We start from the raw sequence: 18407 nt of genomic DNA, 5'->3' as shown, positions 1-18407 counted from the left end.
TTTCCATGAACGGAGTGATCACGTAAGGGAAAGCCTCTTTTCTATTTTCAAAGGTTTCGATTTACTTTATCAATGACGTCCTTCTTGATGTTGGCAAGCTGTTCTTTGCTAGCTTCGAGAGTAGAGGATTGAACCCCAAAATAGAATTTGATTTTCGGTTCTGTCCCCGACGGACGTAAACATACCCATGATCCGTCCTCAAGTGTATATTTGATTACATTGGACGGAGGCAAAACGATTTCTTCCGTTTCAGTAGATTTTACTAATAACCTTTCACGGTTTTGGTAATCTTCAATGACAGAAATCGGGATACCGCCAAATTCTGAAGGTGGTTGTTTACGGAAAGTCGAAAGGATCTCCTGAATTTGTTCAGCACCTTTCTTCCCTTTCAGTGTCAACGATTCCAATCCTTCTTGATAGTATCCATACTCTTCGAATACTTCTATCAAACCTTCATAAAGGGTCATCCCTTTGGATTTATAATAAGCGGCCACTTCAGCTGCTATGAGGCAAGCTTGTACGGCATCTTTATCCCGGACGAAATCGCCGATCAGATATCCGTAGCTTTCTTCGTATCCGAATAGGAATTCATATTCACCCGAACGCTCATACTCACCCATTTTTTCACCGATGAACTTGAACCCTGTCAACGTATCGACAGTAGCAAGGCCGTATTTCTTGGCAATCGTCCGACCGATTTCAGACGTAACGACCGTCTTCAATACAACACCGTTTTCAGGTAATGTACCCTGCTTCTTCTTTTGTTTCAGCAAATAATTGAGTATCAAAGCACCGGTCTGGTTTCCGGTCAGCACGACATACTTTCCTTGATCATCCTTTACAGCGACACCGACGCGATCTGCATCCGGGTCTGTAGCGATCAATACGTCTGCACCTTCACGCTCTCCATATTGGATGGCAAGTTCAAATGCTGCGTGCTCTTCGGGATTTGGAGATTTGACCGTTGAGAACTCAGGGTCTGGCTTCTCTTGCTCACTGACGACCGTGACATTCTTGAATCCTAAAGACTCCAGGCCTCGACGGACCGGAATGTTCGCTGTTCCATGTAAGGGCGTGAAAACGATTTTTAAATCTTCCTGTTCCTTGATCAATGCAGGATCAACGGAAATTCCGATTAACTTTTCATTATAAGGACGATCGATTTCTTCACCGACAATCTTCAGCAGCCCGTTCTTTTTCAATTCATTCTCTTCAACAACTTCAATGTCCAATTCATTTTCCACATCATTCACGAAATTAATGACGTCATTCGCTGCTACGGGAGGAAGTTGACCTCCATCTTCTCCATACACTTTAAAACCGTTGTATTCTGGTGGGTTATGACTTGCTGTCACAACAATTCCTGAGAATGCGTTCAAATAACGGACTGCAAAAGATAACTCCGGTGTCGGACGGAGATCTTCAAATACATACGTCTGTATGCCATGGCGACCTAAAGTTTTGGCTGCTTCCATTGCAAATTCTGGTGATTTATGACGTGAATCATAGGCGATTACGACACCTCTGAACTTTGCGTTCTCACCAAATGATTCTATGTACCGTGCCAGCCCTTCAGAGGCCTTCCTGATCGTATATTTGTTCATTCGGTTCGTTCCAGGACCGATTTCCCCACGCATGCCCCCAGTTCCGAACTCTAATGTTTTATAAAAACAATCTTCAAGCTTCTCATCAGAATCCTTCATTAAAAGAAGCTGCTCATGTAATTCTTCATCAAGTTGTTGAAAATTGCTCCAGCGTTCATAATCTTTTTTCCAGCTCATGACTTCCTCCTAAACTCTTTTATAAAACAGGTATATCACCATTGTATAAGAATTTCACTAATTCAACCACTTCTCTGGTGAAGATTCACCAGATTTCTGACAGGATAATTACACCACCCTATATAAAATTCGTCAAACAAGGATGGTTCAGAAGGGTTCTTGCCATACTGAGACCTAATGTGCTGTCGAAAACAGTTTGCGGCAAATATCGCAGGGAGAATGTGTCAATATTCCCCGGAAAATAAAGAAAGACAGGTCGAAAGCCTGTCTTTTGATTCTATATCACTTCCCTGCATTAACCCACCTCAGCAAGCCTCCACCATTGAATCATTGTTCATCTTGTTTTTTCATGATCACTTCGTATAAGTCGCGTCGGCGGTCTCTCAGTTGCATGACACTTCCTGACCGTCTATGTCTCCGTAAGATTTCTAGATCGACATCACCTACCACAACTGTTTCGATATTCGGATTACATTCTCCGACAATCCCATCTCGAGGGAAGGTGAAGTCAGATGGCGTAAAGATCCCCGATTGCGCATATTGGATATCCATGTTTTCTGTTTGCGGCAGATTCCCGACCGTTCCAGATAAAACGGTATACACCTGATTTTCGATTGCGCGAGCTTGCGCACAATAGCGGACCCGCAGATACCCTTGACGATCATCTGTACAGAACGGAGTGAAGATGATCCGCGCTCCTTTATCCGTCACATATCTCGAAAGCTCTGGAAACTCGATGTCATAGCAGATCAAGATCGCGATTTTTCCACAATCGGTATCAAAGACGTTGACCTTATCTCCGGGACTGACTCCCCACCATTTCCGCTCATTTGGTGTGATATGCAGCTTGTACTGTTTTTCAATGGTTCCGTCTCTGCGGAATAGGTACGCGATGTTGTAGATCTTGCCATCTTCTTCGACAAAATGAGATCCGCCAATGATATTTACGTTGTAGCGCACAGCCAGTTCAGTAAAAAGTTCAATATAATCTTCCGTGTACTCCGTCAATCTTCGCACGGCCTGGCTCGGACTTTTTTCATCCAAATACGACATCAGCTGTGTCGTAAAGATTTCAGGGAAAACGGCAAAATCCGAACCGTAATCCGAAGCGACATCGGTATAATATTCAACCTGGTTTGCAAATTCATCGAACGTATAGATCTGCTTCATCATATATTGGATCGTCGTAATCCGCACAGGGAATGACGTTTTGAAATGGCGTTTTGAAGTTGCCCGGTAATCGATATTATTCCATTCCATCAATGTAGCATGTGCGTTTGATGCATCATCATCCGGCAAATAGGATGGGTTGACCCTCATCAGCGTGAATCCATTCATCAACTGAAAGGTTAGAACAGGATCGAAAATATTATGATTGACGACTTCTTTCACATATTCCCTTGGTGACATTTTATCAGCATACTTGTGGTAGTACGGAATCCGACCGCCGATGATGATGCTCTTCAAATTCAGTTTATCAGCCAGCTCTTTACGTGCTTCATAAAGCCTGCGTCCAATTTTCATACGCCGGAATTCAGGGTGGACCATAACCTCGATGCCATAAAGGTTGTACCCTTCAGGATCATGATTCGTGATATATCCTTCATCCGTAATCTCATCCCACGTATGTTTTTCATCATACTCATCGAAATTCACAATCAGGCTCGAACACGTACCGACCACTTTACCATCATATTCGACGCAAAACTGTCCCTCAGGAAAGATGTTGAGATGACTCTCGAGATGCTCTCTTTTCCATGGGTCCATGTTGGGAAAACAAATCTCTTGTAATCCAAGGATTTGTTCGATATCGCCTTCTTCAATATTCCGAAGTATGATTTTCTTTTCGTATTTCGACTCATCAACCGATGACATGACGTACCATCCTTCCTATCGCCAATCCTTCATTCTTGTTTTTAAATCTGCGGTGTTCAGTTCTAGTTCGATTCCATTCGGGTCGAGGAAGTTCACGACCAGTCCTCCACCCCGTTCAATAGGTCCGCGGACAATCGGAACCTGGAATTCGTTCAACCGCTGTACGAAATAATCGAAATCATCCCCAGCGACTGAAAATGCAAAATGATCTACACCTGTAGCTTCATTTTCAGCGGTCTCCAGGTTCTTTTTTTCTAAAAGACAGATCCAGGCAGAACCACTTTCAAGATATGCATCTGTATGGCCGAGATGTACTCTTTTCATACCAAGTATGCCTTCATAGAAATGTAATGATTCATCAAGGGCATTCACATTGAGTGTAATGTGATTAAAGCCTTTTATAGCCATATTCCCTCTCATCCTTTATTCGAAAACTGATCAATCATCTCGTTTAGTTTTAATTCAGCGAGTGATTCAAGTCGAAGATCATATTCCTCGAAAGTCAGGTGACTTGTAACCATGTTCGGTATGATGACTGTATGTAATCCTGCTTTTTTTGCAGCCTTCGCACCGTTCGCTGAGTCTTCGAAAGCAACAGCTTCTTCCGGTTTTACATCCAGGCACTTCACTGCTTCTGAAAACAGCGCAGGGTCTGGTTTTACTTTTTCCACGTCATCTGAGGTCTTGATGCACTCAAAATAATCAAAAATCCCAAGGTTTTTCAGATGGTTCGAAACCCAATTGTATGAAGAACTGGAGGCTAGACCGATCTTTAGGCCGAGATGTTGTGCCGCTTCCAGATACTCGACTACGCCTGGCATTGGGCCTTTGTCTTTGATGAGCTCCTGGAAAATATCCACGCGCTGCTGTTTGATTATGTCTCGGTCCAGTTTTTTCCCAATCTGCTTCTCGAGGTATTCATGAGCATCGAAAAAGTCGGAATGTGTGCCGATGCACTCTCCCCAAACTTCCAGAGGCAACTCTGCCCCATGCTCCTTGTATATCTTTTGTAAAACGTTATATTCACACGATTCCGTATCTAAAATGATGCCATCAAAATCGAACACGATCGCTTTGATCATTCCGCCACTCCCTTTCCATCATCTAACACCAATATATAGGGTAATCAGGCTGATTGACAAGCAGAATGCGCAGGCTGAAACCTAGTTGCCCTTATACTTGAACATTCACTTTTCCTATTGCAAACTCTGTAGAATTAGAGTTTAAAGAGCACTACAGCTCAATGCCATATTGGTTTTTTGTGTTCTTATGAGTGCTTGATCTTAGTTTTTCCCCCTTCATCACACCCTCAGAAACCACTTCTGAGTACTTGATCTTTCTTTTTCCCGCTCCATCACACCCTCAGGAACCACTCCTGAGTGCTTGATCTATCTTTTTCCCGCTCCATCACACCCTCAGGAACCACTCCTGAGTGCTTGATCTTTCTTTTTCCCGCTCCATCACACCCTCAGGAACCACTCCTGAGTGCTTGATCTTTCTTTTTCCCGCTCCATCACACCCTCAGAAACCACTTCTGAGTACTTGATCTTTCTTTTTCCCGCTTCATCACACCCTCAGGAACCACTCCTGAGTGCTTGATCTTTCTTTTTCCCGCTCCATCCACACCCTCAAGAACCATTCCTGAGTGCTTGATCTTTCTTTTCCCGCTCCATCACACCCTCAGAACAATTGCCCAACCCACCTGCTGAAAAGTGATCATAACAAGTGAAAAGATATCTTGTCGAATGGGAAGTGATAACGGATGTCAGAGATTTAGATGCACTTATACTTGAACCTCAAATTTTCTACTACGAAAATGCGTGGAAACAAAACAAGCACCCGTAGTTGGATGCTTGTTTCTCGTTATTGAGGTGCGTTTGGGTTTGAAGGAGTAGAAATGCTTGATAGAGCTTGCCCGGCATCATTAGGATCCTGGTCTTTCGTAGCAAGGTCACCAAGTGAAACCATACCTACGACCTGGTTGTTTTCAACCACAGGAAGACGACGGATCTGGTTCGTGGACATCAATTGAGCAGCCTCTTGGGGAGTCATATTCGGATTCCCCGAAACGATGTTGTTGGACATACATTGAGATACTTGTGTATTTCCATCCAAGCCTTGAGCAGTTGAACGTAATGTGATGTCACGGTCTGTGATGATCCCTCGGAGTTGACCATTCTCGACGACCGGCAATGCACCTACATTATACTGACTCATTAAAGCTGCTGCCTCTTTAAGCGATTGCTGTGGAGTGACAGAAGCGATGTTATTGGACATAAGTGAACGAAGTTGATTGTTATTCATTGTAAGCATATCCTCCTTTCATCCTTAGTTTAGCCGACGAAAAAGAAGATTATTTTGCCTTTATTTACAACGAATTGGGCATTTCATTTTGTTGGTAATTCATCTACACTAATAAAGGATCCATATTTTACATCATGAGGTGGAACAATGGCAAAAGAATATTACAATGTTTTAGAAGAAATCGTCCCGACCGTCGTCACAGTATTATTGAACAGTCCTGATTATCAAACCATTTGCCGGTGTAATAAATGTACTATAGACATCATTGCCTTGAGTCTGAACAGTATCCCGCCAAGGTATGTGACTTCACCAGATAACCGTGAAATCATCTATCAGCTTTTCAATAAACCTTTCATGCGTACGATGCTCAATAAACATATCATCAGCGCGATCCACGTAGTACGAAAGAATCCGAATCATGATTGATGAAATTCGGTAAAGAACCGTACGGACTTTCCATCGCTTTTCATAATGATCGTTCCCAGCTTGTCAGTTCTGAACACCTGTACATTGTGGGTGTTCAATCGCTTCAAAACTTCCTTTGAAGGATACCCATACTTATTTTTACGTCCGACCGAGATAACAGCATATTCTGGGTCTGTTTTTTTCAACAGCCCATTACTTGTCCCCGTGTTTGCCCCGTGGTGTGAGACCTTCAACACGTCGATCTTTTCATCATCCAGTTTTTTTAACAATTCGTTTTCCGAAGCCATACCTGCATCAGCCATAAGTAAAATTGATTTTTTGCCATGGTCGATTTTCAACACTGCAGAATGATCATTAAGTGATTTATACTTTTTCTTTGACGGAGCTACAAACTCCATCTTGATATTTCGCGCTAGTTTCTTCTTAACCCCCGCTTTTGCTTCGATCGGTTCGATTCCAGATTCCTCGATCAATCTCTTCAACCGTTTATAATATGTCGTATGGTATTTCACTGATGGCATATAGATCGACTCAATTTCGAAGGATTCAAAGATGGCATCCATACTTCCGATATGATCATGGTGCGGATGGCTTGCGATCAAATAATCAATTTCTTCAACGCCACGTTTCTGAAGATAAGAAACCACCTTAGGACCATCATGTTCATCACCAGAATCGATCAAGATATTCTTCCCATTGGACAATTCGATATAAATGCTGTCAGCTTGTCCCACATCAATCACATGCATTTCGAGACTCGTCTTCCACAAAGCTTCGGCCGGTTGGGGAAAGATGAATATAAGCATCACAATTACAATAATTAGTCTCATTCGATTTTTGAAGAACCTCCCCTTAGATTTTGGTCTTAGTTTATGTAGGAAAGGGGAGATTATTTTACCATAAGGCTGTTTCCGAAAAAGTTTATTGCTGACTCACTATTGATATGAGATTGCCCGCAGAAAGTATGTAAACTTCCATAAAAATCCCTTCATCGATTATCGTTGATGAAGGGTCAGCTGGCTTAAGCCAAATTCTGTTCGCCTTTATTGAAAAAGCTTTTCATCGAATGATATACATCTCGTTTTTCTTTTAAAATGTAGTAATTGAATTTAGGGTCTTTGATATTTTTATAAACACTCATCAAAGTCGAATGACGGTTGTAAGGATTCACTTCACCATATCCGAACATATTCGATACTTCCATGATCTGTTGAACCAGTTTTATACAGCGCGCGTTATCACTTGTAAGGTTGTCACCATCTGAGAAGTGGAAAGGATAGATGTTATAACGGCTCGGAGAATACTTGCCATCGATCAGTTCAAGCGCTTTTCTATAAGCAGATGAACAAATCGTACCGCCGCTTTCACCTTTAGAGAAGAAGTCTTCTTCAGTCACAACTTTCGCTTCAGTATGATGTGCGATGAATTCAATTTCAACTGATTCATATTTAGAGCGGAGAAAACGTGTCATCCAGAAGAAAAAGCTTCTTGCCATATATTTTTCCCAAATTCCCATGGAACCTGACGTATCCATCATCGCAAGTACGACTGCTTTCGATTCTGGTTTTTCTTTTTCATTCCAAGTTTTGAAACGAAGGTCTTCTGGAAAAATAGGAATGATCGACGGGTCGCCTTTTAACGCGTTACGTTTATAAGCTGTAAGGATCGTTTTCTTCTTGTCGATATTCCCCATCAATCCTGTCTTTCGGATATCATTGAATTCGATCTTCTCAAGTACGATATTTTCCTGTTCCTTCTGCTGCAGATTTGGAAGTTCAAGTTCTTTGAACAACAGCTCTTCAAGTTCTAAAAGGGATACTTCTGCTTCATAATAATCTTTACCTGCCTGGTCACCAGCACCTTTTCCTTTGCCTGCACCTTTATTACCACTGGGCTTTCCATCACGAGCAATGACATCACCGACCTGGCTTTCTCCGTCTCCCTGCCCGACATGCTTTGATTTATCATAATTGTAACGGATTTTATATTCATCCAGGGAACGGATCGGAATTTTAATGACATCGTGACCATTGGATAAAATGATGCTTTCCTCACTGATCAAGTCCGGTAGATTGTTCTTTAATGCATCTTGAACTTTTTCCATGTGACGTTGTTGGTCTTGATAACCTTTTCGGTGGAGGGACCAGTTCTCCTGTGACACGACGAAATTGCCTTTTTTATTGACGGTCATTTATTCCCCTCCTTATTTGATTTCCCCTTAAAGAAAACTTGGGCTTTGCCAAGCCTTAGCGCCTGGCTGAGCCTTAGTTGCCCTTATATTGAAGAAAGTATTTATACTTTCTTTAAATGTAAAATAAAAGCACGTTTATACTTTCGGGGATTACTCTATCCTATGCAGTAAATGTTCAGAATTGCTAATAAATTCAAACAAAAAGATGCTTGTCTATGAAGTTCCGCACCTTATGCCAGGAAAGGAAATCAAATCGGGACAAAACTCCTATTACATAAAGGGACGGTTATTGCTTTTTGCGAAATTAACTCCTTTTCCGAAGACGAACCTCAAGCCTTGATCGAGTGTTATGAATTTCGTTAAAAAGCGAACCTTATCTTGAAACGAATGCCCCAACCTAAAGAAAACTAGGCACAGCAAAGTTTTAGCGTAGGCTAGCCTTAGTTGCCCTTATATTGAAGAAAGTATTTATATTTTCTTTAAATGTAAAAAACGACCGGACAAAGGCGATTGTCATTCTACTTCAATAATGATGTCTTGCATGCTTTTCTTTCCAGTTTTTACTTTCATTTTCCATATACCATCCTTAGGAAAAATTCATTTTGAGTGGATAACTGAACGGTACAGTATCACTAGTGTCTCTGGTCAATTTCAGTACTATCGGGTCAACTCCACCCCATTTTTTCGTTATTTCGATCATCAGCTCGTTGTATGATTTCCAGGTGATGATTTCACTTTCAAAAGCTACACCCTCTTTTGGTTTTTCCTCTAAAACCAGACCGACCACAGATTTTGACCCAGCATATATAACAGGTGTTTCATTTATTGTTGCTTTGTGAAGCCAACTGATACGCCATTCCCCTTCATGAAGACCATTGAAATGAGCACCAACAAAATATAGACAAACTGCCAACATAACAAGCATAGTTATAACAAAACTGCGTGTCGTTTTAAAAGAATGCATCATTTCAGAATGCGGAGCAAATAAGCAAAGCAAAATGAATATGACGATTAACAGTAACATGACGCCTCCGAGAAATAAAAACACAGCCTGACACCACTTCCATTATATCCCTTTTCTGTACTTACGGATTAGGCTGTATTTTGTTTCAGGGAACTAAGATGCCATACAAAAAGGATCAACCCTTATAGGGCTAATCCTTTATTGAAACTAATTATTTATCGTCTTCTTCAGTCTTATGCTGCTCTGGATCAGGTACCTTACCGCTTTTCTTCACATCTTCATTGGAAGAAAGATGTTCCATGACCTTGCTATGTTCTTTCAGTTCTTTTTCATTGCTTACCATTTCACTGTTGCGAGTCTTTTCTTCTTTATTCTTTTTAGTCATCGGTAACCACCTCTTGAACTAACGGTACCCAGATTCTTCATATTATAAACATTCAATGGATGACCTGGAATTCTGACATAGGCCAATATCTTAGATTGACTTCCCCGACAACATTTTCAAGCGGGACGAATCCGATATGACGGCTGTCGATACTATGAAGGCGGTTGTCACCTAGCACGAAGACAGTTCCCTCTGGCACCCGCTCCTTACCAGTGATGTCTTTCAAGGTGAAGTCTCCTGTCAACTGGGAGCCCTCCTGAAGATCTTTCCTGAAACGTTCTAAGTACTTTTCTTCCACAGGTTGATCGTTAATGTACAGTTTATCGTCACGGTATTCGATCTTATCACCTGGAAGACCAATGATCCGTTTAATATAATCCTCTTGTTCATTCGCTTTGAATACAATCAAGTCAAACCGCTGGGGCTTTTTGATGTCATAGTTGATTTTATTAACGATTAAACGATTACCTTCCTGAATGGTAGGCATCATAGATTCACCATATACGACATAGTTCGTAAAGAGAAAATGACGAACTACAAACGCAATCAGAAGTGCAATTCCAATCGCCTTGATCCATTCCCAAAAACTGTTCTTGGTTTTGGTCATGTATGCTTACACACCCTTTTTTCTTATTATATTCAATTTACCATTTTATACAATTTAATAGCAAGTACACAACGTGTTAAATTTTTGTAAACAGTATAACAACATCATTCAACAAATACAAAGGAAGTGTGCCAAAGAAGTGTGCCTGGCACCGTTTCAGACCCCTTCTCCCACAAGGAGTTTCATTCGGTGCCTGGCACCATTTCAGATCCCTTCTCCCACAAGGAGTTTCATTCGGTGCCTGGCACCATTTCAGATCCTTTCTCCCTCAAGGGTTTTCATTCGGTGCCAGGCACCTCAATAATAGGCAATTGAAAAAGGCGTGCCGCTGGGGTACGCCTTTCGTCATTTTTTGAATCTTTCTTTGTTTATCTGTTAAGGAGGCTACCGACATATCGTAGAAGATCGTTTGCAGAGATCGAATTATAGCCATATTCATCGATTAAACGCGCGATGACTTCGTTGACTTTCTTCAGCTGTGATTCATCCGGTGTTTTCGTCGATGTGGTGATCTTCACAACATCTTTAAGATCAGCGAACAGTTTCTTCTGAATCGCTTCGCGGAGACGCTCATGTGAGTTGTAATCGAATTTCTTCCCTTTACGTGCATATGCCGAAATACGGATTAAGATTTCTTCACGGAACGCTTTCTTCGCATTCTCAGAAATACCAATCTGTTCTTCAATCGAACGCATCAGTTTTTCATCTGGATTCATTTCATCACCAGTCAATGGATCACGCAGCTTGTTCTTATTACAATAGGCTTCAACATTATCAAGATAATTGTCCATAAGTGTTTTCGCTGATTCTTCATAGGAATACACAAATGCTTTTTGTACTTCTTTCTTTGCGATATCATCATACTCTTTACGCGCGACAGAAATAAAGTTGATATACTTTTCACGATCTTCTTTGGAAATGGATGCGTGCTGATTCAGTCCATCCTTGAGCGAGCGGAGTACATCAAGCGGACTGATAGCAGGTACATCTTTACGTATGATTGCAGAAGAAATCCGGTTGATGACATACCGCGGATCGATCCCGCTCATCCCTTCATCTGGGAACTCTTTTTTCAGTTCTTCAACATCAGCATGGTTGAACCCTTCTACATTTTCACCATCATAAAGCCGCATCTTTTTCACAAAATCGACGCCTTGTTTAGTGGATTCTTTCATACGAGTCAAAACAGAGAAAATTGCTGCAACTCTTAAAGCGTGCGGCGCAATATGGAAGTCGGCAATATCGCTGTCATTGATCATTTTTTCATAAATCTTCTCTTCTTCTGTCACTTTCAAATTGTACGGAATCGGCATGACGATGATACGTGAATGCAACGCCTCATTTTTCTTATTTGATATGAACGACTTGTATTCAGCTTCGTTCGTATGAGCCACGATAAGTTCATCAGCAGAAATGAGCGCGAACCTTCCAGCCTTGAAATTCCCTTCCTGTGTCAACGATAACAAATGCCAAAGGAATTTTTCATCACACTTCAACATTTCCTGGAACTCCATCATTCCACGATTTGCTTTGTTCAGCTCTCCATCAAACCTGTAAGCCCGAGGATCTGACTCTGAACCAAACTCTGCAATCGTGGAAAAGTCGATGCTTCCAGTCAAATCTGCGATATCCTGGGATTTCGGATCGGAAGGGCTGAATGTACCGATACCTGTCCGCTTATCCTCGCTAAAGAAAATCCGCTCGATTATGACGTCTTCAATGCGTCCGTCATATTCCTGCTCAAGCCGCATCATATTCAACGGCGACAGCGACCCTTCTACCCGAATTCCATACTGTTTGAAAAAGTCCTCGCGCATTGATTGCGGGATCAGATGCAGCGGGTCTTCATGCATCGGGCACCCCTTAATGGCATAAACAGCGCCTTCATCCGTTCTCGAATAATCTTCCAAACCTCTTTTCAACATCGTCACAATCGTAGACTTACCACCACTTACGGGTCCCATCAAGAGTAGAATACGTTTACGGACATCCAATCGTTTTGCTGATGGGTGAAAGTACTCCTCAACTAATCGCTCAACCGCATCCTCCAGCCCGAAAATCTGGTTGGAAAAGAAATTAAATCGTTTCTTCCCATTCACCTCTTCAATTCCGTGGCTCTTAATCATATTATAAACACGAGAATGGGCAGATTGAGCAACTTCAGGACGCTCTCGTAAGATTTCCAAATATTCAGCGAAGGTACCTTCCCAAACCAATCTTTTTTCCTCTTCCCGGTATTGCCGTAGTCTCCCTAAAATATCCATGAGTACCCCCTCCAAGGAATAATCGTACATGTAATACATCGTATGCCCCGTCTTGCTTTATCATTCGATGTTCTTTTTAAACCAATTACTTTCAAACATGGTAAAATGAAGGAAAGACATGCTTATAGAAGGACAGGATGTAACATTGAAACTTTTCGTTGGATATATTGTGATCATCAGCCTGCTGCTCAGTTCCTTTTTGTTGACCGAAAAAGTTTGGGGAGAAATCGAGAGCATCAAGCCGCCCTCTGAAATAATCGAAAATGAATTACCGATCGATTCGATGCACTTGTCACGAAGCTCGACGATTCTTGCAGACGACGGCTCTGTCATTGACACGATTCATGGAACCGAGCATCGGATATACATACCATATGAACAGCTGCCCAGTTCAGTGATTCATGCCTTTGTTGCAGCTGAAGATAATCATTTTTTCAAACACCCGGGAGTCGATGGGACCGCGGTTGCTCGTGCCATCGTTGTCAATGCGAAATCCGGAGGGATAGACCAGGGCGGAAGTACCATCACACAGCAGCTCGCTAGAAATTTGTTTTTATCCCATACGAAAACATACAAACGAAAGCTGCACGAAGCCTTTTATTCCTACCGTTTGGAACAGGAATTGACGAAGGAGAAAATACTGGAGCTATATAGCAATGCAATCTATTTTGGAAATGGCATCTACGGAATCGCAACGGCCAGCCAGTTTTATTTCGGAAAATCAGTTGATCAGCTTTCCCTTGCTGAAACCGCTCTGCTTTGCGGGATACCGAACAGCCCGAACAAATATGACCCGACTAAAAATATGGATCAAACGTTGAAACGTCAGCATCATGTTTTGAAAAAAATGTTTGAAAACAAGTACATAAAAGAAGAGGAATACAACAAGGCTTTGAACGAGGAAATTACCCTGAATGTCACACGCCCAATCCACGCCTTTCCAGATTATACAACCTACACGCTACATGAATTGAAGGAACTTGTTTCACAATCAGAGGGCTATGAAGACAGGATTGAAAAAGCGGAAACGGCAGAGGAGAGAAAGGGAATCAAATCGGAATTGGACCGCTTCGTCCATCAATTGATTTATGAAAAAGGGATTCGCATGGCAACGCACCTTGATCAAACCATTCAAACAAATGCTCAAAAACAACTGCAGCAATTACCGAAAGATGTCGAGGGTGCATTTGTAGTGATCGATCACGCCACACACAGATTGAAGGCGATCGTCGGCGGTAAAAGCATGAATGCAAATGAATTCAACCGGGCCTACCAAGCGTTTCGGCAGCCAGGTTCGGCGATAAAACCGCTGCTGGCATTTGTCCCCTATATCGAAAAAAAGGCACTGCCTCTTAATGTTCCTGTTAATGCGGCGCCATTTTGTAAACGAGGGTATTGCCCTGACAACTATGGTAACGCAACTTACAACAACGTATCTCTGAAAAACGCTCTCGGTAAATCGATCAACACAGCAGCGGTACGAATGACCGACTCAGTCGAAATCGAGTATGCTTTTCAATTTCTAGAGCCTTTTTCTTTTCAAAAAGTCTCAACGGAAGACTACAGAATCACAGCCGTACTAGGAGGCTTTGACCACGGAGTTTCCCCATTGGAGCTAAGCGATGCCTACACGACTTTCAGTAACAACGGGCACTATCAACCAACACGTGCAATCAAAAGTGTGCACACAAGTGACGGCAAGCTTCTCTATCAATGGAAGGAGAAACCGGAACAAGTATGGTCTGCTGATACGAATCGAAAAATGCGCACACTGCTAAACGATGTCATGACAAACGGTACTGGGCAGAAAGCCAGAATCCAATCCAGCTATATCGGTGGGAAAACAGGTACGACCAATAACAACAAAGATTTATGGTTCGTAGGGATGACGGATCGCTATACAGCAGGAATATGGGTTGGAAAAGATCGCCCGGCTCCAATCAATTCTGTACAAAGCCGAGCACTGCATCTGAAAATCTGGAAAGACATCATGATCCAGACTGAAAAGTGAAGTGGAGCCTAAGTTTAAGAGGATTATTTCTTAATTTGAGGTACTTATCTCCTAAAACCGTGGCTCTATTTCCTGAATTTCATCCATAATTCCCTAAATTCAGATGTTAATCTTTTAATAAAGTAAAAAGACCTATCTATAAAGAAAACTTGGCAAAGCCAAGCCATAAGCGTAGGCTAAGCCATTAGTTGCACTTATACTGAAGAAAGTATTTTATACTTTCTTTAAGTACTAAAAAAGCTGCCTCCCTGGCAGCCTTTTTCATTATGCTGACATGATTCCAGACATCAGCGCTTTATAAACTTTTATCACTGAATAAGTGACACCTGTCGAAAAGCTCACCCAAAAAAGCAAGTGCATGAAGACAAGCCCGAACATCCCGGCAATCGATAGCGTATTACTCGCTTTATAAACGAAGTAAAAGAAATAAATGAAACAGGAAAGCAAAAAGATGATTGGCAGCAAGAAAGAAGACTGAACGACAACAATGGAACAAAGACTCCCTATCAGAAAAATCGAACTGCCTCCACGAATCCTATTCAATGTATCCCCTTCACTTTCTTTTGAAAAGAAAAAAAGCGAGAGCTCGACCAGTGTATCAGAAATCAACTTGAGTGCGGCAAACAACATAAAGAACAACAATGCACAAACGAACCAGAGAGCCACCTGCACCTGACCGATTGAAAACAACTCTGTCATCCCTCGGTATATGCCAAGCCGCTCCAGCTGCTCGATCAATAGAACCTTTGAGTAGAACCCGAAAGATGCGCTGAACAGGATGATCGCAAATAACGGAAAATACCCAGTCAAATATGTATTTTTCCCCAACATGACATTCCCCTAATTTTTTCTAGTAGCTCTCTCTATTATTACATTTTCGTCACAGTTTTTCATACACATTTGTGTGAAATTTGCTATAATGGGATGTATGAATGGATATACTATGCTCTAAAGGAGGATGTCATATGAGCTTTATCCTCATTTTAGCTGTAATTTTAGCCTTTTTGGTATCTATTTTTACTGCTGGATATAATGATCGTCCAGGTACAAAAAAATAAGGTGGTATCTACATACCACGAAAAAAACGACTGATCGATTCAGTCGTTTTTTTTATTCTCTTAGTTTTATTGTTGATTTCTACCAAATCCTATAACAGACCCATTACCTCAAATGCAGATATTCCTGCTGCCTCAACGCTTCATATACGAGAATCGCGGCTGTGTTTGAAAGGTTCAAAGAACGGACATTTTCGTTCATCGGAATTCGCAAACACCGCTCTTTATTTTTCTCGATGATCTCATCCGGAAGCCCATCCGTCTCCCGTCCGAACACAAAATAGTAGTTCACTTCCGGTTTACTGTAATCAAAGGACGTGTGTGGTTTTTCCCCATATTTCGTCAGGAAAAAACACTCCCCTTCTGTTTGCTCGAAAAATTCATCTATCGAATCATAATAAACGATATTCACATACTGCCAGTAATCCAATCCTGCTCTCTTCAGCATTTTATCATCTGTTGAAAACCCAAGAGGACGGATCAAATGAAGTGTCGTATCGGTTGCAGCACAGGTTCTTGCAATATTTCCTGTGTTAGCTGGAATTTCGGGTTGGAAAAGCACGATATGTACAGCCAAATCAATTCACCTCTATATGCATTAAAACTAAAAACCCTATCTATTATAGCATGTCCCAACCGCTTCGAAAATCGACAACCACATTGAGTACCTGTTAGCGGACATCAGAGGCGCTATTTGTGGCCATAATACGGATTTCAGCATTTTAACGGACATCAGAGACGCTATTTGTGAAAAAATCAGTCGTTTTACTATGATTTATCCTAAATAAGAGCTCTGGTGTCCGTTAGTTTTCAAAACATGTAAAAATTGGACCAAATAAGATCTCCTATGTCCGCTAACAAACAAAAAGACAGAGGCTTTATCCGTCTATGATCCGAAAGAATTTATATTTGATTTCCGGAGTGTATGCAGTAGAGTCGGTATAGTCCCAATAGCGCATCCGACTATTATGTGTATGAGCATTCACCAACGGCATGCCCTGCTCATCCTTTGCGACGACAATCGTATTGTGCTGCCATCTTCCGTCACCATTGAAGTCATAACAGATGACATCACCTGGAACCAAATATTCAGGTGAAGGCACCTCCTGACCTCGCAACCCCTGCTTTGAACCGCTCAAATGCCACCTCAACGTATTGGCCACTGTCCAGCTGTAGCTCCAATTGTTGCTTCTGAACCACCAGCCTTTGGAACGATTCGGATACCCTCTCATAGGTGCCCCGCCTGCATGTAAGCATTGTGATATGAAATTCGTACAATCATTCTCGAACAGTTTATAAGCTGGGTTATGTGAATTCCACCATCGTTCAGCATATTTCACCGCTTCAAGCCGATTATATTTATAACGGGGCATCGATATCACTTCTTCATCACGCTCGACCGCAGGCAACTTGGAGTCATGAAGTCCCTCTTGTTCTAATGAATGATCAAGTTCAATTTCGTTATTTTTTATCAACGCTTTCCGTCTTTCAATGGCTTCTTCCACATAAAAGTTGGAAGTCTGTTTGATCAGATATGATCGTTTTATCAAGTACTTAACCTCTTCAGTCTTTGCGTCGACAGAATTCCGGTCAAGAATTTTCGCTTTTACTTGAGCATTGACGATTACTGCATTCCTTGACTTGAGACTTTTTGCACGCCGCACTAAAGCTTCACGCTCCAGGGTGCTGATGCGGCTATCCCTTATCCGGTCTGTGGTGAAGGAGGCATTCTGTTCTTCGATAAATTCTTGTAAAGAAACGAGCCAATCCATTAATACAACCCCCTCAGTCATTCTCCTTTCATGTCTATGTTCGATCAATAAAAAAAGAACCTTAGAAAAGGAGTTGCTACTGTGTGTGTAATTCAATCAAAAAATAAGGCTGTTTTCGCAAACTTTGTTGCTCTTGCACTTAAAGAAAGTATAAAATACTTTCTTCAGTATAAGGGCAGCTAAGGCTCGACCTACAATAGGCTTGGTCCCGCCAAGTTTTCTTTAAAAGTCTTTGATTTCCGCTCCAGGATGCTCGCTTTCCACGGGGCTTGCGGTGAGCCCACTCGTCGCCTTGCGACCTCAGGAATCTCCTTTTCAAGGAAGCATTTGTGCTCCAGCGTCTACAAGAAAGTCCTGTCGAAGCGAGCTTCCTCGTCGCATGCCTTACGAGGAGATTATTCAGGTAGTAGACACGCTGATCCCGCAGGACAAGGAAAGCTTCGGCAGCGTTTCATCGCACGAAGAAAATGCGATTTCATTTTCGAGGAGTCTCGCACCTTGCTCTCCAATCAACTTGCACAAGGTGGTTCATTACAAAAATGACCCCAAATCAACAATCTTTAAAAAAGGTTCTACGTCAAATGTTGGGGTAGGAGTTCTTGCTCCTATCCCTTAACCTACTTGAAAATCCAATTCTTTATTTTTATGATGTAATAAGATCCGTAAGCGTAACCTATCATAACGGTGGAAACCAAATGCATTACGCTTGATCACTTTCGTTAAATTGTTTAGTCCTTCCACAAAGCCATTGTTGTAAGGAAATGCAAAACTG

At 41.9% G+C, this 18407-nt stretch carries 18 protein-coding genes; 3 read left to right on the top strand and 15 right to left on the bottom strand.

Annotation, left to right across the window (positions count from 1 at the left end; genetic code table 11):
- Positions 1–47: 47 nt before the first annotated feature.
- The 5 genes from ACTWQL_RS20925 to ACTWQL_RS20905 form a co-directional block, all read right to left on the bottom strand.
- Positions 48–1781: a phospho-sugar mutase gene (locus ACTWQL_RS20925; protein ID WP_443144346.1), complete on the bottom strand. Its 1734-nt coding sequence runs from the start codon at positions 1779–1781 to the stop codon at positions 48–50.
- A gap of 327 nt (positions 1782–2108) precedes the next feature.
- Positions 2109–3656 carry a GNAT family N-acetyltransferase gene (locus ACTWQL_RS20920; protein WP_443144345.1) on the bottom strand — a complete coding sequence of 516 codons (1548 nt, stop codon included), beginning with the start codon at positions 3654–3656 and terminating at the stop codon, positions 2109–2111.
- Positions 3657–3671: 15 nt separating this feature from the next.
- On the bottom strand, positions 3672–4064 hold the full coding sequence (locus ACTWQL_RS20915; RefSeq protein ID WP_443144344.1) for a VOC family protein: 393 nt from the start codon (positions 4062–4064) through the stop codon (positions 3672–3674).
- Positions 4065–4072: 8 nt separating this feature from the next.
- On the bottom strand, positions 4073–4738 hold the full coding sequence (locus ACTWQL_RS20910) for an HAD family hydrolase (protein ID WP_443144343.1): 666 nt from the start codon (positions 4736–4738) through the stop codon (positions 4073–4075).
- Between the two features lie 781 nt (positions 4739–5519).
- On the bottom strand, positions 5520–5969 hold the full coding sequence (locus tag ACTWQL_RS20905) for a CBS domain-containing protein (protein WP_443144342.1): 450 nt from the start codon (positions 5967–5969) through the stop codon (positions 5520–5522).
- 138 nt (positions 5970–6107) lie between these two features.
- On the opposite strand from ACTWQL_RS20905, the gene ACTWQL_RS20900 reads away from it, so the two are divergent.
- The gene (locus ACTWQL_RS20900) at positions 6108–6386 is read left to right on the top strand and encodes a late competence development ComFB family protein (RefSeq protein ID WP_443144341.1); all 279 of its coding nucleotides are present in this window, start codon (positions 6108–6110) and stop codon (positions 6384–6386) included.
- On the opposite strand, the gene ACTWQL_RS20895 is transcribed toward ACTWQL_RS20900, so the two are convergent.
- The 6 genes from ACTWQL_RS20895 to ACTWQL_RS20870 form a co-directional block, all read right to left on the bottom strand.
- Entirely contained in the window at positions 6377–7135 is a 759-nt protein-coding gene (locus ACTWQL_RS20895; RefSeq protein WP_443144340.1) for a ComEC/Rec2 family competence protein, read from the bottom strand. The two genes, ACTWQL_RS20900 and ACTWQL_RS20895, sit on opposite strands and share 10 nt — an antisense overlap.
- Positions 7136–7407: 272 nt before the next feature.
- Positions 7408–8577 (bottom strand): sporulation protein YhbH, encoded by a 1170-nt coding sequence (gene yhbH / locus ACTWQL_RS20890; protein WP_443144339.1) that lies wholly within the window; start codon positions 8575–8577, stop codon positions 7408–7410.
- A 586-nt stretch (positions 8578–9163) separates the two neighbouring features.
- The gene (locus tag ACTWQL_RS20885) at positions 9164–9601 is read right to left on the bottom strand and encodes a hypothetical protein (RefSeq protein WP_443144338.1); all 438 of its coding nucleotides are present in this window, start codon (positions 9599–9601) and stop codon (positions 9164–9166) included.
- Between the two features lie 151 nt (positions 9602–9752).
- Positions 9753–9926: a hypothetical protein gene (locus ACTWQL_RS20880; RefSeq protein ID WP_221568796.1), complete on the bottom strand. Its 174-nt coding sequence runs from the start codon at positions 9924–9926 to the stop codon at positions 9753–9755.
- Between the two features lie 52 nt (positions 9927–9978).
- Entirely contained in the window at positions 9979–10533 is a 555-nt protein-coding gene (gene lepB, locus ACTWQL_RS20875) for a signal peptidase I (protein WP_443144337.1), read from the bottom strand.
- 368 nt (positions 10534–10901) lie between these two features.
- Positions 10902–12797: a PrkA family serine protein kinase gene (locus ACTWQL_RS20870; RefSeq protein WP_443144336.1), complete on the bottom strand. Its 1896-nt coding sequence runs from the start codon at positions 12795–12797 to the stop codon at positions 10902–10904.
- Positions 12798–12915: 118 nt separating this feature from the next.
- On the opposite strand from ACTWQL_RS20870, the gene ACTWQL_RS20865 reads away from it, so the two are divergent.
- Positions 12916–14808 (top strand): transglycosylase domain-containing protein, encoded by a 1893-nt coding sequence (locus ACTWQL_RS20865; RefSeq protein ID WP_443144335.1) that lies wholly within the window; start codon positions 12916–12918, stop codon positions 14806–14808.
- Positions 14809–15072: 264 nt separating this feature from the next.
- On the opposite strand, the gene ACTWQL_RS20860 is transcribed toward ACTWQL_RS20865, so the two are convergent.
- From ACTWQL_RS20860 to ACTWQL_RS20850, 3 genes are all read right to left on the bottom strand, one after another.
- Entirely contained in the window at positions 15073–15636 is a 564-nt protein-coding gene (locus tag ACTWQL_RS20860; RefSeq protein WP_443144334.1) for a DUF5366 family protein, read from the bottom strand.
- 333 nt (positions 15637–15969) lie between these two features.
- Positions 15970–16440, bottom strand: a complete 471-nt coding sequence (gene trmL, locus ACTWQL_RS20855) for a tRNA (uridine(34)/cytosine(34)/5-carboxymethylaminomethyluridine(34)-2'-O)-methyltransferase TrmL (RefSeq protein ID WP_443144333.1) — start codon at positions 16438–16440, stop codon at positions 15970–15972.
- A 301-nt stretch (positions 16441–16741) separates the two neighbouring features.
- Positions 16742–17635, bottom strand: coding sequence for an amidase domain-containing protein (locus ACTWQL_RS20850; RefSeq protein ID WP_443144332.1), 894 nt, complete (start codon positions 17633–17635; stop codon positions 16742–16744).
- 379 nt (positions 17636–18014) lie between these two features.
- Here ACTWQL_RS20850 and ACTWQL_RS20845 point away from each other — a divergent pair, with 379 nt between their 5' ends.
- Entirely contained in the window at positions 18015–18251 is a 237-nt protein-coding gene (locus ACTWQL_RS20845) for a hypothetical protein (RefSeq protein ID WP_443144331.1), read from the top strand.
- Here the strand turns inward: ACTWQL_RS20845 and ACTWQL_RS20840 are convergent.
- Positions 18248–18407: transposase (locus ACTWQL_RS20840; RefSeq protein WP_443144390.1), on the bottom strand; the 160-nt coding region annotated here is incomplete at its 5' end. The genes ACTWQL_RS20845 and ACTWQL_RS20840 overlap by 4 nt on opposite strands.

It is taken from the genome of Pseudalkalibacillus sp. R45, from assembly GCF_052246725.1.
GTDB lineage: Bacteria > Bacillota > Bacilli > Bacillales > Fictibacillaceae > Pseudalkalibacillus.
Note: the sequence above shows the minus strand (reverse complement) of the source record. Positions and strands in the feature narration are given on the sequence as shown.